The sequence below is a fragment of the Shewanella sp. SM69 genome, assembly GCF_025653985.1.
Classification (GTDB): Bacteria; Pseudomonadota; Gammaproteobacteria; order Enterobacterales; family Shewanellaceae; genus Shewanella; species Shewanella oncorhynchi.
In genome coordinates this window covers 534,357-556,710 of the sequence record NZ_JAKKRV010000002.1, presented here as the reverse complement: position 1 = coordinate 556,710, position 22,354 = coordinate 534,357, and the positions used below count along the sequence as shown (strand labels likewise).

General features: G+C 44.9%; 23 protein-coding genes. 15 read left to right on the top strand and 8 right to left on the bottom strand.

All coding sequences use genetic code 11. The features are described from left to right. Window positions 1-59: 59 nt before the first annotated feature. Entirely contained in the window at window positions 60-1,400 is a 1,341-nt protein-coding gene (locus tag L5M37_RS05805) for a GNAT family N-acetyltransferase (protein ID WP_263199731.1), read from the top strand. Window positions 1,401-1,474: 74 nt separating this feature from the next. On the opposite strand, the gene L5M37_RS05800 is transcribed toward L5M37_RS05805, so the two are convergent. Beyond that, a complete protein-coding gene (locus tag L5M37_RS05800) occupies window positions 1,475-2,098 on the bottom strand; it encodes a LysE family translocator (RefSeq protein WP_106650850.1) in 624 nt (207 codons plus the stop codon). Window positions 2,099-2,323: 225 nt separating this feature from the next. Continuing rightward, entirely contained in the window at window positions 2,324-2,806 is a 483-nt protein-coding gene (locus L5M37_RS05795; RefSeq protein WP_263180328.1) for a hypothetical protein, read from the bottom strand. 255 nt (window positions 2,807-3,061) lie between these two features. Here L5M37_RS05795 and L5M37_RS05790 point away from each other — a divergent pair, with 255 nt between their 5' ends. From L5M37_RS05790 to L5M37_RS05765, 6 genes are all read left to right on the top strand, one after another. Further along, the gene (locus L5M37_RS05790) at window positions 3,062-3,637 is read left to right on the top strand and encodes a YbhB/YbcL family Raf kinase inhibitor-like protein (RefSeq protein ID WP_168827397.1); all 576 of its coding nucleotides are present in this window, start codon (window positions 3,062-3,064) and stop codon (window positions 3,635-3,637) included. 11 nt (window positions 3,638-3,648) lie between these two features. Continuing rightward, window positions 3,649-4,815: a major royal jelly family protein gene (locus L5M37_RS05785; protein WP_263199729.1), complete on the top strand. Its 1,167-nt coding sequence runs from the start codon at window positions 3,649-3,651 to the stop codon at window positions 4,813-4,815. 154 nt (window positions 4,816-4,969) lie between these two features. Next, window positions 4,970-5,446 (top strand): VOC family protein, encoded by a 477-nt coding sequence (locus L5M37_RS05780; protein WP_263199727.1) that lies wholly within the window; start codon window positions 4,970-4,972, stop codon window positions 5,444-5,446. Continuing rightward, window positions 5,433-6,422 carry a glycine betaine ABC transporter substrate-binding protein gene (locus L5M37_RS05775; protein ID WP_263199724.1) on the top strand — a complete coding sequence of 330 codons (990 nt, stop codon included), beginning with the start codon at window positions 5,433-5,435 and terminating at the stop codon, window positions 6,420-6,422. The genes L5M37_RS05780 and L5M37_RS05775 overlap by 14 nt, the downstream gene beginning before the upstream one ends. After that, window positions 6,419-6,904, top strand: a complete 486-nt coding sequence (locus L5M37_RS05770; RefSeq protein ID WP_198573679.1) for an Atu1372/SO_1960 family protein — start codon at window positions 6,419-6,421, stop codon at window positions 6,902-6,904. The genes L5M37_RS05775 and L5M37_RS05770 overlap by 4 nt, the downstream gene beginning before the upstream one ends. A gap of 169 nt (window positions 6,905-7,073) precedes the next feature. Next, window positions 7,074-7,628 (top strand): sugar O-acetyltransferase, encoded by a 555-nt coding sequence (locus L5M37_RS05765; protein ID WP_219251665.1) that lies wholly within the window; start codon window positions 7,074-7,076, stop codon window positions 7,626-7,628. Between the two features lie 124 nt (window positions 7,629-7,752). Here the strand turns inward: L5M37_RS05765 and hppD are convergent, their stop codons facing one another. Then, window positions 7,753-8,793, bottom strand: a complete 1,041-nt coding sequence (hppD, locus tag L5M37_RS05760) for a 4-hydroxyphenylpyruvate dioxygenase (protein ID WP_263185764.1) — start codon at window positions 8,791-8,793, stop codon at window positions 7,753-7,755. Window positions 8,794-8,869: 76 nt separating this feature from the next. Next, on the bottom strand, window positions 8,870-10,030 hold the full coding sequence (locus tag L5M37_RS05755) for a homogentisate 1,2-dioxygenase (RefSeq protein ID WP_011919144.1): 1,161 nt from the start codon (window positions 10,028-10,030) through the stop codon (window positions 8,870-8,872). Between the two features lie 207 nt (window positions 10,031-10,237). Here L5M37_RS05755 and L5M37_RS05750 point away from each other — a divergent pair, with 207 nt between their 5' ends. After that, window positions 10,238-11,152, top strand: a complete 915-nt coding sequence (locus L5M37_RS05750) for a LysR family transcriptional regulator (protein WP_028759592.1) — start codon at window positions 10,238-10,240, stop codon at window positions 11,150-11,152. Between the two features lie 256 nt (window positions 11,153-11,408). Beyond that, window positions 11,409-12,203 carry a TIGR00266 family protein gene (locus tag L5M37_RS05745; protein ID WP_028759593.1) on the top strand — a complete coding sequence of 265 codons (795 nt, stop codon included), beginning with the start codon at window positions 11,409-11,411 and terminating at the stop codon, window positions 12,201-12,203. 92 nt (window positions 12,204-12,295) lie between these two features. Here L5M37_RS05745 and L5M37_RS05740 read toward each other — a convergent pair whose 3' ends face one another. The 3 genes from L5M37_RS05740 to L5M37_RS05730 all read right to left on the bottom strand — a co-directional run bounded on the left by L5M37_RS05740 (window position 12,296) and on the right by L5M37_RS05730 (window position 14,842). Continuing rightward, window positions 12,296-13,564 carry a lipopolysaccharide biosynthesis protein gene (locus tag L5M37_RS05740; protein WP_263199721.1) on the bottom strand — a complete coding sequence of 423 codons (1,269 nt, stop codon included), beginning with the start codon at window positions 13,562-13,564 and terminating at the stop codon, window positions 12,296-12,298. A 368-nt stretch (window positions 13,565-13,932) separates the two neighbouring features. After that, window positions 13,933-14,271 carry a hypothetical protein gene (locus L5M37_RS05735; RefSeq protein ID WP_219235284.1) on the bottom strand — a complete coding sequence of 113 codons (339 nt, stop codon included), beginning with the start codon at window positions 14,269-14,271 and terminating at the stop codon, window positions 13,933-13,935. Window positions 14,272-14,380: 109 nt separating this feature from the next. After that, window positions 14,381-14,842, bottom strand: coding sequence for an EVE domain-containing protein (locus L5M37_RS05730; RefSeq protein WP_028759596.1), 462 nt, complete (start codon window positions 14,840-14,842; stop codon window positions 14,381-14,383). Between the two features lie 277 nt (window positions 14,843-15,119). On the opposite strand from L5M37_RS05730, the gene L5M37_RS05725 reads away from it, so the two are divergent. From L5M37_RS05725 to L5M37_RS05705, 5 genes are all read left to right on the top strand, one after another. Next, window positions 15,120-15,500: a DUF6508 domain-containing protein gene (locus L5M37_RS05725; RefSeq protein ID WP_168827411.1), complete on the top strand. Its 381-nt coding sequence runs from the start codon at window positions 15,120-15,122 to the stop codon at window positions 15,498-15,500. A gap of 139 nt (window positions 15,501-15,639) precedes the next feature. Next, entirely contained in the window at window positions 15,640-17,352 is a 1,713-nt protein-coding gene (locus L5M37_RS05720) for an AMP-binding protein (protein WP_263199719.1), read from the top strand. 353 nt (window positions 17,353-17,705) lie between these two features. Further along, window positions 17,706-18,452 (top strand): substrate-binding periplasmic protein, encoded by a 747-nt coding sequence (locus tag L5M37_RS05715; RefSeq protein WP_263199718.1) that lies wholly within the window; start codon window positions 17,706-17,708, stop codon window positions 18,450-18,452. Between the two features lie 165 nt (window positions 18,453-18,617). Beyond that, the gene (locus L5M37_RS05710) at window positions 18,618-19,658 is read left to right on the top strand and encodes a M14 family metallopeptidase (protein ID WP_028759600.1); all 1,041 of its coding nucleotides are present in this window, start codon (window positions 18,618-18,620) and stop codon (window positions 19,656-19,658) included. After that, window positions 19,655-20,545 (top strand): alpha/beta fold hydrolase, encoded by an 891-nt coding sequence (locus L5M37_RS05705; protein WP_263142486.1) that lies wholly within the window; start codon window positions 19,655-19,657, stop codon window positions 20,543-20,545. The genes L5M37_RS05710 and L5M37_RS05705 overlap by 4 nt, the downstream gene beginning before the upstream one ends. A gap of 35 nt (window positions 20,546-20,580) precedes the next feature. Here the strand turns inward: L5M37_RS05705 and L5M37_RS05700 are convergent, their stop codons facing one another. Continuing rightward, complete coding sequence (locus L5M37_RS05700) at window positions 20,581-20,988, bottom strand: YccF domain-containing protein (protein WP_263199714.1); 408 nt, start codon at window positions 20,986-20,988, stop codon at window positions 20,581-20,583. A gap of 267 nt (window positions 20,989-21,255) precedes the next feature. Between L5M37_RS05700 and L5M37_RS05695 the strand changes: the two genes are divergently transcribed. Then, window positions 21,256-22,305, top strand: a complete 1,050-nt coding sequence (locus L5M37_RS05695; protein WP_263199712.1) for a pyridoxal-phosphate dependent enzyme — start codon at window positions 21,256-21,258, stop codon at window positions 22,303-22,305. The last annotated feature ends 49 nt before the right edge of the window (window positions 22,306-22,354 follow it).

Below are 22,354 nucleotides of genomic sequence, written 5' to 3'. Positions count from 1 at the left end.
TAGGCTTAATTGCAACCTCGTATACTTGTTCACACCAGTAAAGGACGATAATTTACCCAATGAGACAGCTTATTTTGGCTTTTGCGAGCTCAATGTCGGATATTTCGGCCAGTGCGTGGAATGCCGCCATGGGTGAGGCGAATCCATTTTGCCGCCATGAGTTTCTGTTGGCACTTGAGCAAAGCCGCTCCGCCTGCACTGCAACCGGTTGGACGCCTCGACATTTATGCGTGTTCGATGCGGGTGACACATTAAATGATGTCGCCAGTAAGGATAAAAGCTTGTTGCCTTTGGCTGAAGGAGGGTTTATCAGTGTGCAAACGGCTAAGCACTTCAATCAGTTCCCACTTATTGCCGTCATGCCCTTGTACCAAAAATCCCACTCCTACGGTGAGTATGTGTTCGATTGGGCGTGGGCCGAAGCCTATGAGCGCCATGGGCTCGATTACTATCCCAAATGGGTGAATGCGATCCCTTTTACCCCAGTGCAAGGTCAACGGATGGGCATTCATCCCGCATTGGAGCGCGCCGAGCAACTGCGCGTGGCGGCATTACTGCTGCTGACATTGAATCGCCGACTAATATCAGCGCAGGATAATCTCGTACTTGAGGAAGCTATTCTTAATCAGCCAGGGCTGGGCGATAACCCGATTTCCTCATGGCATAGCCTGTTTGTTACCCCAACACAAACGCCGTTATTTGAAAGTTTGCCAAATTTGCTGTTAAAACGCTTAGGCACTCAGTTCCATTGGAATAATCGCAGTTATCGGGATTTTAATGATTTTCTGGCGGGCTTTAGTTCCCGTAAGCGTAAAAATATCTTGAAGGAGCGGGCGCAGTTACAGCCTTTTAATCTTAAGTTTCAGTTTGTCGAAGGGGAGCAGATCACCGCTTCGCAATGGCAGACTTTTATCCAATGTTATCAATTAACTTACCTTAAGCGCTCCGGTCATCGCGGCTATTTAACGCCAACCTTTTTTCAGCAGTTGGGGGCACAACTCGCTGCGCAAGTCCTACTGTTGGTGGTTGAAGATGCAAAGGGCGAGATGGTCGCTGGCGCCTTGTATTTAAAAGGTGAGAATACCCGAGGGCAGAAATGCTTATATGGTCGTTATTGGGGGACGACGGTTGAGCTTGACGGTTTACATTTTGAGGCCTGTTATTATCAAGGTATTCAATATTGTATTGAACATGAGTTTCAAGTGTTTGATGCGGGCGCGCAGGGGGAACATAAGGTGCTGCGTGGCTTTGAACCCGTAGCAATGTATTCCTACCATAACATCGCCCATTTGGGATTTAAGGCGGCGATTGCCGACTTTGTTGAGCAAGAAACACTGCAAATGCAGCAATATATGGCGCAGATGCAGGATGTGTTGCCCTACAAAAAAGAGCCTTCATAAAGACCGAGTTAACGGGACTTTATTGGGTTAATTTTAGGTAGAACAGGTTACATTTAAGCGGTTAGTTCAAACCGTTAGCTCATGGCTAACCAAACTCCTACGCCTATCATTAGGCTGCCTGCAATGCGGTTTAACCAGCGAATATTATCGCCACGGCTCAAGAAGATGCGCAGGCTTTTGCCACCACTGGCGTAGGCGAGCATAGAGGTAAATTCGGTCACCATGATAATGCTCAGTAAGGCGAGGAGCTGCGGCGCGACGTCGCGCTCGGCATTGATAAAAGGGGGCAATAGCGACACCATAAATGCCCAACCTTTAGGATTGGCAATGGCGGTAATAAAGCCTTGAGAGATCAAGGTAACATTGCTGGCTCTGGGGTTAGTGTCATCATCGCTTAATATGGCCATCTTGCCGCGCGCGCGCCACATCTGTACGCCGATAAAGCCTAAATAAATCCCGCCGATCCATTTGAAGATTTGAAAGACTTCGGGATAGTTGAGCATGATACTGGCAACGCCCATCACGGCGGCTGTCGCCACTAACGCCACCCCAACCAGTTCACCCAACATCATCCACAGGGTGCGGCGCACACCTATACTCATGCCCAGTGTCATGGCGAGTGTCATGCACATGCCCGGCGTAATAGAAACAAAGAAGAAGGTCGGGATAAACACTGCAAGTAAGGCAAAATCAGGCATGGTTTGGTCATTCTTGGGTGAAGATGAGAAGGGCGATAGTGTAATGAAAACGGCTGATTTAGCCAATCTGCTTATTTTGAACTTGCTCTCTTTAAATGTAATCGGTTGTGTTGGCTGGCGATATTTCACGCAAAAAGCATATTGTAGTTATTATTAACAATATGCTCACTAACCCCATTGTGATTAATTCTGCAGTTGTTCGGTTAACAGTGATTAACTTCATAGTTAACAAGATAAGACATTGACTGTAGGTTCTACATCAGTATCGATCAAGTAGACACTATCGGCGCCCACCATATAATAACTGTATAGGTCTTGGTAAATATGTTCGCCTAATTCACCATAATAAGGACGGCGTGCATTTTTTACCGACTTCCATATTGGCCAAGGTAAAGAAAAATAATCGGCATTGGATTGATTCGTGATATTTAAATCTGAATCAATAGGGAATGGCGTATTGCTTTTATCATCATGTTGAATATCACTAAAGTTATCACTTATGTTATCTAAGAAGGTTTGATAACTTGACTCATCAATGACTTGTATTCCTGAAATCGTAGGGAAATACAATTCCATCGTGAATGCATCGTTATCAAGTTCCTGCCACAGTATGGTTAAAGATAAATGGTCTAATCTGCAACTCAGGTTCGGGTGTGGCTTTAGGTTTCTGTTCAAGGGAAACCAAGGTTGATAAGCCGCTTTAATCATAGCGAAACCTCGTTATATTATTGTGTTAAGAACATATCTTAGTCGTTTGGCTGTTACTTTTTTGCATTATTTTTGCTGAAAGTACCATAACCTAAAAATAACTGAGAAGCATGTTGAGATTATCCAATATTTTTTGAAACTCATATCAACCAAATGCGCCTTATCAATCATAATTTGATTGATATGCTAACCCATATTCTCAAATCAATGGTTAATGACTGTTCTAGGACAGTTCAAAAATGGGTTCAGCACATTATGAAATCGCCTTATTTCTCCTCTTTTAAAAATACTCTCTTGGTGACTGTCGCTTTGGCCGCCAGTATTAATTACGTTATGGCTGACGACAGTGCCTCTGCGTTTAGTCTCGAAAGTAATTTAGCTGATAATTCAAGGTTCCCTCCTGAGTATTATTGGAATCAATTTGGTTGTTCGGGCGAAAATATTGCGCCGCGTTTAACTTGGCAAAATGTACCTGCCGGTACCAAGAGCTTTGCTGTCACTTTATATGACAAAGATGCGCCTACTGGCAGTGGTTTTTGGCACCGTGTTGTGTATGACATTCCGGCACAGGTGTCGACTCTCGCAGGTGGTGTGAATGGCGGAGCGCTACCCAGTGGTGCCATTGAAGCTAATACCGATTTAGGTAAACCTGGATTCTTTGGACCTTGTCCACCAGAGGGACGTGAACACAGTTATGTATGGACAGTGCATGCTTTGGATGTGGCGCAGTTGCCGATAGACAAGGGATCAACACCCGCTTTGGTGGGATTCTATCTTTGGCAGCATAGATTAGGCGAAGCAAGTTTAACGCTTTTAGCTGGCCCACGTTAGGAGGAATGAAGATGACCATATTATCTACGCGCATTACATACCCAATGTTATCAAAGGTTTTTACACTACTGGCAACCAGTTTGTTGTGTTCTCACTCATGGGCGACACAGACTGAGCCGCTGGCAAAAATGGAAGTCTTTGCCGAACTTGATGGGGCTGTGGGCGGTATTACTTTCACATCAGATGAACGATTGATTTTCAGTTATCACCCTTTCTATCAACCTAATATTAAGGTGGCAGAGCTTTTAGCGGATGGTAGTACTATGCCATTTCCTAATTCGGATTGGCAGCAATGCCATGATCCGCAGGGCAAAGCGAAAGAACCTGACACTTGCCTTAATTGGGTGTTGGGGCTGCGAACCGACGATCAAGACAGAGTTTGGCTATTAGACTCTGGCCAGCAGGCGCCACGTATTGAGCCTAAATTAGTGGCGTGGGATACCAAGAAAAACCAATTAGATCGCATTATTCATTTGCCCGCGCCAGTCTCTCTTCCTGAGTCACAACATAATGACTTTGTTATCTCATCTCGACATCAAGCGATTGTGATTGCCGATGAGGGGATTGGCACGGGTCCCATTGGTGAAAAGGCTGCGCTGGTGGTTGTGGACTTAAATACAGGGAAAAGTCGGCGCCTATTACAGGGAGATAACAGTGTGATGCCAGATTTACAGCGGCCACTGATTATCGATAAAGACTCAAAAGATAGAAAGCAGATTGAAGTTTATGTGGGTGCCGATGGCATTGCTTTAGATAAAACCCAAACATGGCTCTACTTTGCCCCGATGAATAAAGACAAAGTTTACCGTGTGCGGATGACAGATCTCATCAATCCTTCGTTAACGCCTGCGGCACTCTCTGCCAAAGTGGAGGCTTATGCCGATAAGCCCGACAACGGTGGCTTAAGTATTGATGAAGCGAATAATTTGTATTTAACGGAAGTGGGAGAGCGGGCCATTGGTGTGATCCCTGCAGATTCTCTCCAGTATCGCACTTATGTCCATGATGAACGTATGGTTTGGCCCGACGGTGTGAGTTATGGCAAGCAAGGTTACTTGTACTCTGGGGCTGCGCAATTACCGTTATCGGCACCATTAAACAATGGCAAAGCTGAAAACAGTCCACCTTATTATATTTTCCGTTTTAAGCCGTTGGCTGCGGGCGTTCGTGGTAATTAATTCGAACAATTAATCTCATCAATTAATTTTATAACCTTACGCCAAGTGCTTATCTTAACTGAATTTATTCACACGATTTTTGCGGATTAAAACGGTTTGGATTCGCACTTGGTTATACCGAGTCACTGAGTCACGACATCCAGAGGATGACAATATGAACATTATCGGATTGGATCACTTTACCATCAGAACGCCCAAACTGGTTGAAACGCTGTTGTTTTATCAAGTCATCCTTGGATTGAAATTAGGTTGGCGGCCACAGTTTGGTTTTCCTGGACATTGGCTCTATGCCTCAAATAAGCCCATTTTGCATTTGGTGGAAGCGGGCGATCAGGCGCTAGAGGCCTACTTAGGGGAAAACAGAAATATTTATGGCTCGGGACGTGTTGACCATTTGTCGTTTCGTGGCACGGATTTACACCAGATGCAGCAGCATTTATGCCAGCAGATGATGACTTTTCAGGAACGAATTGTGCCTGAGATTGGTGAGCATCAGTTATTTCTTGAAGATCCGAATGGCATCAAAGTAGAGATGATATTCCCCTATGCAAAGGATAACGCCATCGTTGGAATTGTGATGGATAGGCTCGCTATTTCAGACACCAAGGAGCCTGAACATGGCGGAGATTAATGTCTTCAGGCGGCAATTATTGCAAACGCTGGGATTGGGCAGTTTGGCATCATTGGCATTATTTCCTCGAGGTGTGATAGGTATGAATTCATTGAATACGAGTACAAATATGGAGAGCTCACAGGGTAAGCCGAAGATTCGCATGGGAGTGACGGACTTAAGTTTTCATCGTGTCACCGCCGCTGTGGTGGCCCATGTGATAGGGATTATGGGCAAAGAGGTGCAACGAAGCTATGCATTGCACGAGGCTAATTTTGAGCAGCTAGGTGAAGGCACAGTGGATATGCTGTGTTCTGCATGGCTGCCCCATAGCCACGGGATTTATCGACAAGGTGTCGAAGAGCGAGTTGCTACGCGGCAACTCGGGCTACATTATGAGCCCTATGCGCTCTGGGGCGTACCCGATTATGTGCCTGCTGAGCAAGTGTCGAGCATTGAGGATTTACTCAAACCTGACGTGCAGCAACGTATGCGGCCCATCATTCAAGGGATTGGTGAGGGGGCGGGGATCACGCGATTTTCTAAAAATATTATGACGCAATATGGATTAACGGCGGCGGGTTATCAATTTAGAACAGGCACTCAGGCCGACTGTGTCGCCGCTTTTGAGTCTGCTGTGGCGGTAAACGATTGGGTGATCGTTCCTTTGTGGCATCCACAATTTTTACATCATCAATACGGCATTCGCGATCTTCAGGACCCTAAAGGTTTACTCGGGGGAAAAGATAAAGCGGTATTGCTCGCCCGTGAACACGAGTTAGCGGTTAATTTCTCGCCCGCACAAATTCAGGTACTTGATAACATAGTATTATCGAATCAAATGGTTGCAGAACTCGATTATGCGGTTAATCGACAAGGAATGACGGAAGATGAGGCAGCTGCGAACTGGCTGACAGTCAATCCTCAGCATTTGACGACCTGGTTAGCCCCGCTGCTTAATCCTGCGAATGCCTCATCTCAGGAGGTGACATTATGATGATCACACCTGAATCGCGGCTAGTGGCGGCAGGGCTTGAACTACCTGAGGTTGCTGCGGCTCTTGGAAATTATGAACCCTATTCAATTGTTGGCAGTCAGTTAATGACCTCGGGTCAGTTTCCCTATTTAGAGGGCGAGCTTCAGTATCAAGGACAATTGGGCGCAGATCATACTGTGAGCGAAGGCTACGCTGCCTGTCGTCTTGCTACCCTAAATGCCATTGCCCAATTGAAACAGGCTTGCGGTGAGCTTTCGCGGATAAAACAAATTTACCGCTTGGAAGGGGTGCTAAATGTGCATCAATCTTGCTTTGAACATCCTAAAGCACTCGATGGGGCTTCGGATTTATTGCTTGAAATCTTCGGTGAAGCAGGGCGTCACAGCCGGATGATTTGGACAAATCCTGTCATGCCGCTGAACAGTTTGTGTCTAGTGTATTTATTTGCAGAACTCTATTGTGATGACGAACAAAGGCAATGACCTTTGTCTCGATTGAGATTGGATGCTTGAATGTGACTCACATTGGCTGTTAGCTAAATGTTCTGTCAGCAAGACGGGTAGTTCATTCAAGAGCATATGAGGCAGTTCTTGAACTTTCATCAATCGATTGTTAGGGTTAGGTCATCATTGACGGAATGTTGACAATACGATGACTGAGAAACAAAAAATGTTGGCGGGCCAGCCCTATAAGGCTTGGGATAATGAGTTATTGGCTGAGCGGATGCGGGCGAAATCCATTTGTCATCAGTTTAATCTGGCCGAACCGACTTTACTTGATGCCCGAATGGAGCATCTTCGTGGCCTGCTTGATATTCAACACTGTGCCCATATTGAGCCTAATTTCTTTTGCGATTACGGCTATAACATCCATATTGGTAAACAATTTTACGCCAATCATAATCTAACCATATTAGATGTTTGCTCCGTCTCGATTGGCGATAATGTGATGTTTGGTCCCCATGTGATGATTTCTACCGCAACGCATCCTATTAATCCCATTGCGCGGCAAACGACGGAATACGGCGCGCCAATTCAAATCGGCAATAATGTCTGGCTAGGTGGAAACGTCTCTGTACTGCCCGGTGTGACCATTGGTGATAATTGTGTCATTGGTGCTGGTAGTGTAGTGAATAAGAGCATTCCGGCGAACTGTGTGGCGGCGGGGAACCCTTGTAAAGTTATCAAACCTATCGATGTGGACTAGCGCAGGAAAGTTAAAGCCGAGTGATTGGTGTCAAAGCTGATAGTGATTTAGATGACGATATAGATATTCGTAGAAAGAAAAACGGTACGCAGTGCGTACCGTTTTTTATTAGTTGGATGACAATTTACAGTACGCCGCGGCGCATTTGGTCCCGTTCAATTGATTCAAACAGGGCCGTAAAGTTGCCTTCACCAAAACCTAAGTTATTCTTACGTTGGATGATTTCGATGAAAATCGGTCCAAACAGGTTTTTAGTAAATATTTGCAATAAATAGCCTGTATCATCACCATCCACCAGAATTTGGTGATGTTTAATGCGCTCACGATTCTCTGTAACCTGCGGTAACTTATCGAAAATAGTGTCGTAGTATTCAGGGATAATGTCTAAGCATTGGATTGAGCTGCCTTCCATCGCATCCAGAGATTTAACGATATCGCGGCTTCTAAAGGCTAAATGTTGCACACCTGGGCCATTGTATTCCTTCAGGTATTCATCAATTTGGTTTTTATCGCTGCCTTTACCTTCGTTGATCGGGATACAGAAGCTGCCATCTGGCGAACGTAGGGCGTAGGACACTAGCGCGGTTTGTACGCCGCTGATGTCAAAGTAGCGCACTTCCGTAAAACCAAAAATGTTTTTATAGAAGTTAGCCCAATGTTCCATTGTGCCTTTGTAGACGTTGTTGGTTAAGTGATCGACCTCGATAAAGCCTTTCTCTTGGGTGATGACTTGCTCGTCTAAATCTTCAAAATCAGCGGCATAGATATTGTTATCTGCGCCAAAGGTGTCGATGAAATAAATTAAGCTGTCACCAATGCCGTAAATCGCAGGATAAGGCAGATCTTTGTTGGCATCATCGGCGGGTTTTGCACCACGTTCAACGGCAACGCGATAGGCAAAGCCGGCATCTTCTACACGCCAGCCCATAGAACAAATGGCTGGGCCGTGGGATTTAGCAAACTTAGCTGAGAAACCTTCGCGTTCAGTGTTGAGCAGAAAATTAATGTCATTCTGTTTGTAGTACAGGATGTCTTTGTTCTTGGCTTTTTTCAGCAGAGAAAAACCAAAGTCGATAAAGACTTTGTGCATAAAATCAGTATCAGGGCTGGCGAATTCAGTGAATTCGATACCTAATAAGCCCAGTGGATTTAGTTCGCTTGCCATGTTGTTTTCCTCGTTATTTTAGTGCAACACGCCGTCACTCTAATGACTCCCGCATGGGAGTGCAGGTGGCTTGGGGCTAGTCTTCTAGCCAAGAGCGGTTGTAGTCTTTGCTCATGCAATTTTGTACATGTTCGGTTAATTTCAGTGGGGCGAACGTGTCCACCATCACTGCATATTCATAGGTTTCTTTTTTGCCAATTGAGGCTTCAGTGCGGCCCGGTTGTGGTCCGTGGGCCACGCCTTTTTGATGTAAGGTCATGTAACCCGCTTCAATGCCCGTGCGGCTCATAAAGTCGCCATCGACGTAATACAAGACTTCGTCGCTATCTATGTTGTTGTGGTAATAAGGCGCCGGAATCGATTTAGGGTGGAAATCGTAGGGGCGCGGTACGAAGTTACAAATCACAAAGTTATGGGCGGTAAAGACTAAGTGATCAGAAGGGGGGAGATGGATTTTGCCTACCTTTGGTGCGTATTCTGTGATGTTGAATGCCCAAGGATAAACGCAGCCATCCCAACCTACTAAATCAAAGGGATGCCATTCGAGCGTGGTGAGTTGGTACTTATCGCCAAACTTACACACTAAGGGGAAGGCGCCGCGCTCAACCACAGCATCTTGCAATGTAGGTACGCGCAAATCGCGCTCGCAGTAAGGTGCTGATTCTAATAGCTGACCATACTCGTTACGGAAATGCTTAGGCACTTCCACCATAGAGAATGACTCGATGACGAAAAGTCGCACATTGCTGTAATCGTTGAATTTTAGTTGATAAGTGGTACCACGTGGGATCACGAGATAGTCCCACTTTTGGACCTTAATCGTGCCGTACTCGCTGTAGAGTGTGCCTTCGCCTTCGTGGACAAAAACCACTTCATCGGCATAGGCGTTACGGTAAAACTCGTCGGTATCGGCGGTGACTTTGGCTGTATACAGTGCTAAGTCATTGTTATAAAAAATCTTGTTACGGGCGCTGAAAAAATTACCTTCACGGTCGGCGTCGCGGGAATCGAGTTTATAGTTTTGGACCAGCGAGTCTTCCCAATTGGCACCATGGCCTAGGCTATAGGGCGCCACTTCTAATGCTTTGGTTGGCATGTTGTGGTGATATTTATTGGAATAAATATTGGAAAAACCATGGGTTGAGAACAACTCTTCACGGTAAAGCTCGCCGTTTTCCTTTTCAAATGCGATATGGCGCTTATGGGGAATCTGGCCTTGTTTCACATAAAATGGCATGGAGGATCCTTGGTTTTTACAGCGGCGTGAGATTAGCTCTACTTCGCTTGTCGTTATGGTTATGTGATCTTGTTATCAATTTAGTTGCTTGAATGAACAAAAAAAAGAATAATAAATCCGCCATCTCAATCTAAAAATTAGATGGTATTCTAATCTTTACGAATCGTAGTGTTTCCGTGACATGTTCATTAGAGCCAAGGAGTGACCATGCGCATCGATATTGATGCTTTTAATGTGCTGCAAGTGCTGGTGGAAGAGGGCAGTTTTGCCAAGGCGGCGGAGCGATTACACAAAGCGCAATCGGCGGTGAGTTATCAAGTTAAAAAGTTAGAAGAGCACCTAGGCGTGCCGCTTTTTAGCCGTGAGCAATATCGTGCTGAGCTGACGCAAGAGGGCCGAGTGATTTTGGCCGAGGGACAAAGATTACTGCAACACCTTGCAAACATTGAACATCTTGCCAGTCGTTTCAGTGAAGGCTGGGAGCCCAAGCTAGAGCTAGTGATAGACGGTGCCTTACCGATGGAGCCTATCATGACGGCCTTAAAGCGCATGGCTGAACATCAGATCCCCACTAAAATTCAGCTGAATATGGAGTTTTTAGGCGGTGTACAACACAGATTCGAGCGTGATAATGCTGACTTGATGTTAGTGAAAGATTATCGCACTGGCCCCTACTATCATCCGCAGCCGTTGCCTGCAATTACTAGCGTACTGGTAGCCAGTGCTTCGCATCCTTTGTCTTTTATTCGCGAAATTAGTTTGTCTGAGCTGCAGCAACATGTGGAATTAACTATCGAAGACTCTTCACCCAATAAAAGTTACCGCGATGAAATGCAATTTGGCGGCGATAAAGTGTTTTATCTTTCTGGCTTTATCATGAAAAAGAACGCTTTGTTAAAAGGCTTAGGTTTTGGCTGGTTGCCGGACTTTTTAGTGCAAGAAGAGTTAGCTAAGGGCGAATTAGTTGAAATCGACTTCGTCGGTGGCAGTCGTTTTACGTTTATTCCACAACTCGTCTCGACCTTAGAGCGTCCGTTAGGCCGTGCGGGACAACTTTTTACCGAGTTGATATTAGAGGAGTTTGCTAAGGCTGAGCAGTTTAATGGTGTGGGTTTGGGTTGATAAGTCTTCGCTTGTCATCTTTTGATACAAGTTACCGCATAAAATAATCGCATTTTGACATTTTATGTCATAGATTAATGCCTAGGTCAGATTAAGGTTTAGATTGAGAGTTAAAATAAGGCCTAAATTCAGATTGAGCTTAGATCTAGATTAGGGTCGAGATGAAGAGTGAAATTGAGCCGCGATAGGTAAAGAGTCGTCCATCGGGGTCAATCTAAAGGATAGTAACAAGGAACTGACAGTTAAGGGGAACAGTATGTCTAGACGTTGTCATGAAGTGGATTATGAAATTATCGGCCACAGTATGCAGTTGGTTGAAGTGGAACTCGATCCCAACGAAACCGTGGTCGCTGAAGCGGGCGCGATGAATTATCTAGAGCAAGATATTAGCTTTGAGGCCAAAATGGGCGATGGCTCTGAGCCTGAGTCAGGCTTTTTTGGCAAGTTGGTGGGCGCGGGTAAACGGGCATTGACGGGTGAGAGCATTTTTATGACTCACTTTACCAACCAAGGCAATCAAAAACGTAAAGTCGCTTTTGCCGCCCCTTATCCTGGCACTATCCTAGCGATCGACTTGGCCGAACATGGTGGTGAGCTTATCTGTCAGAAAGACAGTTTTTTGGCTGCGGCTTTAGGTACACGCGTGACGATGAAATTTAATCGCCGCTTAGGTACCGGATTTTTCGGTGGTGAAGGGTTTATTCTGCAAAGTCTACAGGGCGATGGTATGGCGTTTATCCATGCGGGGGGCACCTTAGTGAAAAAAGAACTAAAAGGTGAAACCTTAAGAGTTGACACAGGTTGTCTTGTTGCATTTACCTCAGGGATTGATTACGACATAGAGCGTGCAGGCTCATTAAAGTCTATGGTCTTTGGCGGTGAAGGTTTGTTTTTAGCCACACTCAAAGGCCACGGGACGGTTTGGCTACAAAGCTTGCCATTCTCACGTATGGCGGACCGTATTATCGCCCATGCCCCATCTGCGGGAGGCAGTGATCGCGGTGAAGGCTCTGTGCTTGGTGGTATTGGTCGCATGCTCGATGGGCGCTAAATTATAAGCTGACATGCTGTCTCCTGTTAAGGCATTCCAGACTATCCTCTGGGATGCCTTTTTAGTTGAAACCTGTCATTTCCTTTATTGTTTTAAGCATTTTCGCCGTTGTTAAGGCTTTGTTGAATGCGTCTTTCAATTAGTTTAGATATGAGATACATCATCAAATAGCCCGTGCCTAAGGCTAAAATCACCGCGACGACATTCTCCGTATACAGGCGGTAAGCGTAGAAAGTACCGACCAGTACTGCGATACCAGCAAGGCGAATAAGTAGACTTTGAGTAAAGTAGCCATGAGCTTTGATATAAGCAAGCTGGTAGCCATTGAGCATCATAAATATAAAAAACATGGAGAAATGCATTAATACTGGGGCCGCTTTAATGTATTGCTCGGGGAATAACCAAGCGACTAACGGCTTGCTCGCAAAGACCATAACGACAAAAAAAATACCGCTGGTCCACAAAGAAACTTTCGTCAGCCATGACTTAATTTGTTGAACTTCGTCAAAGCGTTTTTCTCGTACGCACACTGCGACTTCGGGCAGCACAAAACGGTAGATGGGAAAGACAAAAAGCAGGGTGAGGTAAGTGATCATCGGCCGCACCACCACTTGGAAATCACCCAGTTCATCTATGCTGAAATAGGCAATAGTCAGCAGTACGGTGATGTAAATCATCAAGATACTGGCCCCCGCTTCCATGGACGCCGTCAGGCTTTTCTTCATAAAACTGCGTAAACCCGTATCAAAATGCACTGCACTTAAGGGCGGAGTGGCAATATCTTTGCGCCGTTTTAAGTACATATATAAGGCAACGATGAGCGATGACAGTGTCATGCTGTAAAAGAGTGATGCAATGGCGGTTTGTTTTAAGCCGTAGAAACATAATAAAAAGCTAGTCACTTGCGCGAGCGGCTCTAACCAAGTGACTCTATTGGAGATGGCATATAGCCGGTACATGGCAATTTGATTGGTAAAATAGACCTTGAGCCCCATACTCAGAATAATCCCAACCAATTGAAAATATTCTACATTGAGCTGAAGTTTGTGTTTGATATAGGGTAAAACTAAGCCCCATGTCAGTAGTACCATAGCGATCAAGCTGTAGCGGAATATATTAGTGATATCCACATCTTGCTTGGTCTGGGAGTAGGTCACCACCATAGAGGAGCGAAATCCCGTCATTAGGATTAGCGACAGTGAGATAATGTCGATCACTGTGTGATAGAGCGCTAGATCGGCTTTGGCAACCCATTGTGCTAGCCAGAGTTTAAATAGAAACCCCACAGAAATACTGGCGAGTGATGCCCAGAACCCCGCAATAATTGCCTGCTTAACCCGTCGAAGTGAGGTGTTTTCCATTATCAAAAATCCAGCGTTAGTCTACGGTCATTATCGGGATGCTATGAATTCAATTAAGATTTTGCCTTAGCCGCATGAGTATTTTTAGGTGACACTTATCTTGTTCTGTTCGATATCTTTTCACCCTGCATGAGTCTAGCATTTAGCCAATTTACGACCAATAGCCAGATAGTAAAGATATGATAAATATCAATATGTTGCTTTATTGTAAGTTAGAACGTTATTGAGTGAGGACTGGGATGATAAATTGTCTTACAGACAACGTTTTTTGATAGATCAAAGCAGTATTAAGAAGTACTCAACGCCCAGATAAGCGCTGGGCGTAGTTGTAAAAGTGTCAGTTATAAATGCCATTTTGCCATGGGAAGTTAATCGGTAATGATATTGACGATATCGAGGATTTTACGGCTGTTATTATCGAGTTTGATTAGTGCACCTTCGACTTGAATGCTAATGATGCCATCTCTGTCTAAGGGGACTACGATGCGGCCGCGATCATAAATATCATGCTCAAGCACATCACCACGCTGGAGTTTTTTCTGCCAACCGGGTGGCAGTGACTGACCTTGGTCAACTTTTTTCTGTAGTCCCGGCGGTAGACTTTTATCCTTTTTGTGGTGCTCATGGTCATCTTTAGCAAAGGTTGAGATGGACATCGTTAAGCTGAGGACAAGTCCTGTGATTACCACTGAGGTTAATTTATTCATCTGTACTCCTAAGGGGCATTGAGTTGATGTTGTGTCCAATGCTTGATGTGGCCAACAATAGGCGATGCTAAATGAACTATAGCTGAACGTTCTGGTTCAAGATTGCTTTCTAGCGGGTTAACATGAGTACGGCTTGCCATTGTTCGGCGGTCACAGGTTGGATACTGAGTCTTGACCCCTTAGAGACTAAATACATGTCCGCCAGTTGGGGTAAACTTTTTATCAAACTTAAGGGAATAATCTCGTTAAATTTTTTGACAAAGCGGATATCTACTCGTAGCCATCTTGGTTTGGTTGGATCTGACTTAGGGTCAAAATACTTCGATTCTGGATCGAAGGCCGTGCTGTCGGGATACGCATTGGTCACAACTTCAGCGATACCGACAATACCGGGCACTTTGCAGCTTGAATGGTAAAAAAATACCTTGTCGCCAATCTGCATCTCATCGCGCATAAAGTTACGCGCCTGATAATTACGGATCCCATGCCAAGCTTCAGTTTGGTTAGGGCAAGCCTTAAGATCATCTATGCTAAATTCGTCGGGTTCCGATTTCATAAGCCAGTAGTTCATCTTGTTTCCTTTACTCATAGTTGCCGTTAAGCGCTTCAATACCGCTGAGTTTATCTGAATTTTGTCGAATACCCCAGTTCGTCACCCATATCAGATATTGTGAGTTTGATTAAGTTTCCGTTCAGATAACGTGGCTTAGCCTGTTGACAGCAATCTTATTTGGTATGCCTTATGCAAATTTTCGTTTCTAAGGCAAAGCGTCAAATTCGATCTCGGTTTGTGACTGGTGTCGTACAAGTTGTGGCAGCAGAGGCAACCAAAACCTGTGAGGTGTGTTATGGGGACTTCAACAATGACATCCGATTGTGGCTTATACACTAAATATCTTAAGGATTTTACGGCGGGTGATGTGATCTTAAGTCATGAGCGAATGCTGGAATTTATTAATGACCTGACAACGCAAGGTTGGTTATTGGCTAATTTCACTTGGGACTATTGGTATAACAACAGTTACTTAGTCGATAAACCTGCCTATATTCGTGATGCGAGCATCGCACAATGTAAGTTGCTGCTAACCGCCATGACGCGACTCGAGGTTTTTAGCCCCGGCGTGTTAGAAAATATGCGTCGCCAAGGGGTGTTACTGGCCATTGTTGAGCGGTTACAAAGCTTAAATGTGCCTAAGTCGAGTGCTCATTTTGAGTTTATCAGCCGTTAGCACTGGGCTTTAATGGATTGTTATCTAATAGTTTGTCTTACTCTTTAGTCTAATAAAGTGCTTTTTTACTTGTGACATGATCCGTGGATTGGTTAGTTTGGACCTCGCTAACCATAATAATAAATGCACGGAGGCCTTAATGTCAGTTCCTACAAGCCAAGTTATAAGCCCGCTCAACGTTAGCGAGTTTAGAGGCGAGTCATCACCGAAACTCGTTGAGAAGACCATAGGTCAATATCTTGATGAGATTGCGGCAACGTATCCCGACCAATTAGCTGTCGTCGTACACCATCAACATATCCGCTGGAATTACCGCCAATATCTTGCCCAAATCGATGCGCTCGCCACAGGACTATTAAAACTCGGCATTAAGTCTGGTGATAGGGTAGGGATTTGGTCGCCTAACAATATCGAGTGGTGTTTAACTCAATATGCGACCGCTAAAATTGGCGCCATCATGGTGTGTATTAATCCTGCGTATCGTCCTGAAGAGTTGCAATATGCGCTGAGTAACGTGGGTTGCCGCGCAGTAATTTGTGCTGATAAGTTTAAATCCAGCAATTATCTTGAGATGCTATATGAATTGGCGCCTGAGCTAACCTCTTGCCCCTCGGGTAAATTACAAGCTAAAGCCGTACCTGAGCTTGAATTTGTGATCCGTATGGGCGCGGAGAAATCCGTCGGTATGCTGAATTTTGATGACTTGATCGTTGATGTGACCGCCGCTGACAGGATAATGCTCGAGAGGATTGCTAAGGAATTAAGCCCATACGATGCGATTAATATCCAGTTTACCTCTGGCACGACGGGCAGCCCGAAAGGTGCGACCCTATCCCATCATAACATATTGAATAATGGCTATTTAGTCGCAGAGGCGATGAAGTTTACCTGTCACGATAAACTCTGTATTCCAGTGCCTTTATACCATTGTTTTGGCATGGTACTCGGCAGTTTAGTCTGCTTAGCTAAAGGCGCAACTGCTGTGTTCCCCGGAGAATCCTTTGATCCACTGACGACATTGCAAGTGATTGAGCAAGAGCGTTGCACCGCTTTGCATGGCGTACCGACCATGTTTATTGCCGAGTTGGAACACCCAGAATTTGCTCGTTTTGATTTGAGTTCCTTACGTACCGGCGTGATGGCGGGGGCAACTTGTCCTGAAGAAGTGATGCGACGTGTACAAAACCTGATGTATATGAAGGAAGTGCTGATTGGTTATGGTCAGACCGAATGCAGTCCGCTCAATCACATTACTGAAATCGACTCACCCGTAGAGAAACGCGTGCTTACCGTTGGCCGTGCTTTACCCCATACCGAAGTGAAAATTGTCGATGAATTTGGCGAAGTGCTGCCAATTAATCAACCCGGTGAAGTTTGTAGTCGCGGTTACTGCATTATGCAGTGTTATTGGAATGATCCTGAGAAAACGGCGGCAACCATAGACAGTCAAGGCTGGCTACATTCGGGCGATATTGGCCAAATGGATGAGCAAGGTTATGTGCAAATTGTGGGGCGCATTAAAGATATGATTATTCGCGGCGGCGAGAATATTTATCCCCGTGAGATTGAAGAGAAACTTTACACCCATAAAGATGTGCAGGATGCGGCGGTCTTTGGCGTTCAAAGCGATAAATACGGCGAGGAAGTGTGTGCTTGGATCAAAGTCCGCTCAGGAGCCGTGATTACAGAGGCTGATATTCGTCATTTTCTCACCGAGAAATTCGCCTACTTTAAAGTGCCGCGCTACATCAAGTTTGTGGATCAGTATCCAATGACAGTGACGGGAAAAATTCAGAAATTCAAAATGCGTGAGCTGATGTATCAAGAGTTATATGAAGATATTAATGCTTAAGTCATTTGGCTTTGAGTTGATTAATACTATTGATATTTGACTTCCAAGCCGCGCAATGCGGCTTGAATTTTATTCTGTCTAGCTATTTCGGTTAGCAGATAAACGAACAAGCTAATTGGCTAATGAAAAAGTCGGCGAGTCATACCATCAAGCCAAGCTGTACTTTGAGTTAGCTTTTGCTGCTAATGTCGTTATTCTAATTGTAACAAAACTTCACTTCCCCACTGTGGCTTGATGGCTATACTAAAACCAGTCATAAAATCTAACCAGTCATAAAATCTCGGCAGATAAAAACGAAAGCGTTAAGTTGTCGATGATGTAGTCGTAAATCCATGTAGGCAAAGGAGTACTAAATGGTTCGATGGCGTTCAATGCTCCTTGTGTATTGTCTTTCCTTTATGGGATTGAGCGTAGCTAAAGCGGATACCTTAATGCTCACTTCTTTACTTTGGCCGCCTTATTCAGGAGAGCAATTAACGGAGCAGGGTGCCAGTATTGCCGTGGTACGGGCGGCGCTGAACGTTATGGGACATCAGTTAAAAGTGGATTTTTATCCGTGGAGCCGCGCTGTCAAACTTACGACTATGCCGAACTCTGACTACATGGGTTATTTTCCTGAATACTATGTAGAAACTGAAAAGTTTATTTTTTCAAAACCGATTGGCGAAAGTCCATTGGGGCTAGTGGAGCAAAAGTCCCATCCAGTAAGTTGGAATTATATTGAAGATCTTAATCGCTATACCTTAGGTGTGGTGAAAGATTATGTGAATACTCAGGCCTTAGATCGCATGATCGTTTCCGGTGTACAGCGGACTGAACCTGTGACTTCGGATGAGCATAATGTTAAAAAAGTTGCCGCAGGTCGGATTGATGCCGCGGTGATTGATGTCAACGTTCTGCACTATTTACTCAAGCAAAAGCCTTTACAGCCGCTGGCGACAAAGTTGCAAATAAATCGGCAAATTCTGGCGAATAAGCAGCTCTATGTCGCGTTTCGTAATACAGAAGAGGGACGGCGTTGGCGAGATATTGTTGACCAAGGCTTAGCGCAGGTTGACGTAGAAACCATCATTGGAGAGCTACTTTATCGTGAAGACTAATGTAGGGTTTTAGGATGGTTTATTCTTTGTTTTACCCGCTATTTTTCCGCTTATTTCCCCGTAAAGTCACTTCTGATATGCAGTTTGTCATCATTTTGTCTTTGTTCAATATTAGTATCACTTTAACGGCATGAGTTGTTCTCTCATTTTATTGATTAAGGTGACATGAAGAAACTTCCTTTTGAGCTTCCATTTGAGTTAGATACGCTGCAGCAACTCATTGATACTCACCATCTTAAGTTGGATTATCAGATCCTTGCCGACATTCCATTCCGCCAAGAGCATTTCCCCCTTTACAGTGTTGAGTTAGGTGGTACAGATACGCCTTGTCCGACAGTGCTCTTTGTGGGTGGCGTGCATGGGGTTGAACGTATTGGATCTCAAGTTATTTTGGCATTGTTAAACAGTTTATTGCAGCGGCTTGTTTGGGATAAACATCTACAACAGATGTTAACGGGCCTGCGGTTAGCTTTTGTACCTGTAGTGAATCCTGTTGGGTTATTCATGGGAACGCGGGGCAATGGTAATCAAGTGGATTTGATGCGTAACGCTCCGATAGAATCCCGTGAAAAAGTGTCCTTTATGGTGGGAGGACAGCGTATATCGTCACGGCTGCCCTGGTATCGCGGTATTGGGGGAATGGAGCTGGAAACTGCGGGCTTAGTTGCCTATGTACAACAACTGTTGAGTCGCAGCACAAGTTTGATTTCGCTCGATGCCCACTCGGGATTTGGCTTGAGTGATCATATCTGGTTCCCCTACGCCCATACCCGTACCGCCTTCGAAAATGCCAATTATATTTTTCATCTAAAACAATTATTTGAACAGAGTTATCCCCATCACGGCCATTATCGGCTCGCGCCGCAGAGCCAGTTTTATCGCACTCATGGTGATATTTGGGATTATCTCTATCGCCAGCACCAAGTGGCTGATCCTTCTGCTCAGGTGCCATTTTTACCTTTGACATTAGAGATGGGATCTTGGGCATGGATAAAGAAGAATCCTAGACAAATATTTAATTTTGCTGGCTTTTTTAATCCACAAAAAACACATCGTCACCACAGGATTTTACGCAGGCATACAGTACTCATGCAATTTATGATGGAAGCGGCCTATGCCCAATCGTTAGAGCAGTTAACACCTGAACGTTTGGCTGAGCTGACAGAGCGTGCGCGGCATTATTGGTATCGGGAGTCTCAGTCATGACCACTTGGGTGTTATTAAGGGGATTAATGCGTGATCAGCGCCATTGGAATGGTTTCGATCAGCGTCTGCGACAAAATGGATTGCGAGTGCTGACACCGGATCTTCCGGGCAATGGGACGCTATCCCACGAATTAAGTCCGCTTAAGATTGCCGATTATGCCCATGCCGTGTGGCAGCAATTAGATGAGCAGGTACAGGAAGGGGAGACTATTTATCTCCTCGGCTTGTCTATGGGCGGTATGTTGGCGCTGGAAATGGCATGCCAGCGACCTTGGCAGATAAGGCATGTCTTTGTATTAAACAGCAGTGCGGCGAATTTATCGTCTTGGTATCAAAGATTTAACCCGCTGAATGCATTGAAGGCTTTTTTCATGCGGGCTCGGGGTAACGCTTTACATCCAATCGAGTCGACTATAGTGCGTTTAACCAGTTTTCGTCATCGGCGAGATCGAGAGTTAATTGTCAAGTGGAGTGAGTTTCGCCGCGATACCACACCAAGTGGACGCAATGTATGGCGACAACTTTGGGCGGCTTTTCAATACCAATGTCCATTGACTGTGGAAGTGCCGATAACTGTGCTCTGCGGTGACCGTGATGCGCTGGTGAGTATGGCATCGAGTAAGGCGTTAGCATGGCATTTTTACACCGATTTGATTGTACTTGCTTATTGTGGTCACGATGCTGCTATAGATGCACCCGCAAAACTGGCGCATTATCTGTTGGACATTGTGGGGGCGACTAAGCCGCAAGCGCAGTTTTCTGCGGATAGCGAGTCTGCCAATACTCAATATGATTGCAATGATTTATTGGAGGAAGAAATAGCCTTAAACGAAGCGATATTTGCTGTATGGGATGACAAAGCGCTATCCACTCTTGAAACCAAATAATCGAGAGTGAATAGCGCAGTTAACGCATTGTCTTATTAAGCTTTAGCCACTACGGTTTGGCCTATCGGTGTGAGGCTGAGTAAAGCCAACTTAAGATGCTGTATCCCAAAGGGAATTCCGATAATCGTCACAAAACAAGCTAAGGCGTGGACCAAATGCCCTATGGCTAACCAGATCCCAAACAGTAAGAACCAAATGATATTTCCTACCATGCCTAATGCACCTGTGCCTAAGTCTTCACGTCCAGTTAAGTGGCGACGGTTCATTTGTTCTTGGCCGAAGGGCCAAAAGGTCATTTCGCCGATAACAAAACAGGCGCGGCCGAAGGGAATACCAATGATACTGATAAAACACAGGATACCTGTGAGCCACCAAGCGAGTCCCATTACAAATCCGCCGAGTACAAACCAAGCTATGTTGAATATTAAGCGTAATACAGCCATTGAAAACTCCTTGTGTTTACCCTGTTAGCCTTTATCGTTAGCTTTGATAAATTGAATATATGTCAATGTCTAAGCGATAACTATGCCAACTATTTAACTTATTAATAATCAATGGTTTAAATTTATGCATTCGAGATTCATGTGTCATTTTCACTAGTTTTTCGCCAAATTGATAATTTCTTAAGGGCGTAACAGGAAGGTCGGAGTTACACTAGCCTTCCCTTAACTGGCTTAAAAACCAGAGAATTTAATCGTTTGAGTCGCTTGATGTTTGCAAATTCCCCTGTCGATACATTTGCCTTTGCTGGCAGAGACATATTCCTAAAACGTGATGATTTACTGCATCCGGCGTTTAGTGGCAATAAAGCTCGCAAATTCGGCTATTTTTTAGATCATGAGTTTGTAGGCATCAGCAAGGTGATAGGTCATGGCTCGCCATTAGCTAACTCACTGTATTCATTGTCAACATTAGCGAAGATGAAAGGCTGGCAATGTGATTTTTATGTAGATCATATTGCCAGTCAAGTGGTTAAACATCCTACGGGCAATTACGCTGCCGCTTTAGCGAATGGCGCTAATATTATCGATTTAAGTGTGTTAATAGCACAAAAGCAGGCGTGCACTCAGTCGCAATCTGAACCTCACGTTTTGTCAAATCTTAAGGCTAGTCCTGAGCCTACTGCGCAAGTGGGCGATGTGCGACTGAGTTGCCCTGATTATATCGAGGCTCAAGTACTCGTGAATGAGCCGACGGCGCTTTTTATCCCAGAGGGGGGGCGCTGTGCTTACGCCGAATACGGGATAAATAGATTGGCGCAAGAGATAGTACAGTTTGCGCAGGCGAATGGATTGGTTGATTTAACGGTGTTTTTACCTTCGGGGACGGGAACGACTGCGTTATTTTTAAATCAGTATTTTATCCGTCAGCAAACGGATATTCGTGTCGTGACTTGTGCCGTTGTCGGTGGCGATGATTATTTGCGCTTGCAATTTTCGTTGCTTAATACCAATACCAGTGAGCATCCACAGATTGTTAATGTCGGCAAGAAATATCATTTTGGTAAACTTTATCCGGAATTTTATGCCATGTGGCAGCGGGTCTGCGCCTCAGGCGTGCAGTTTGAATTACTCTACGATCCCTTAGGTTTTATTGTGCTTGAAGATTATTTACAACGTAGTGAACCAGGTCATGTGATGTATTTGCATCAAGGCGGATTATTGGGGAACGAGACCATGTTGCCGCGTTATCAGCGTAAATTTGGCCAAAGTAGCTATGCCCACGGTGCCAGATATTTACTTAGTGACGCTAAGACATAATGTGTTTGAAGCTGTGTCATGCCTAAGTTAAGCTTATGACATTGAATGA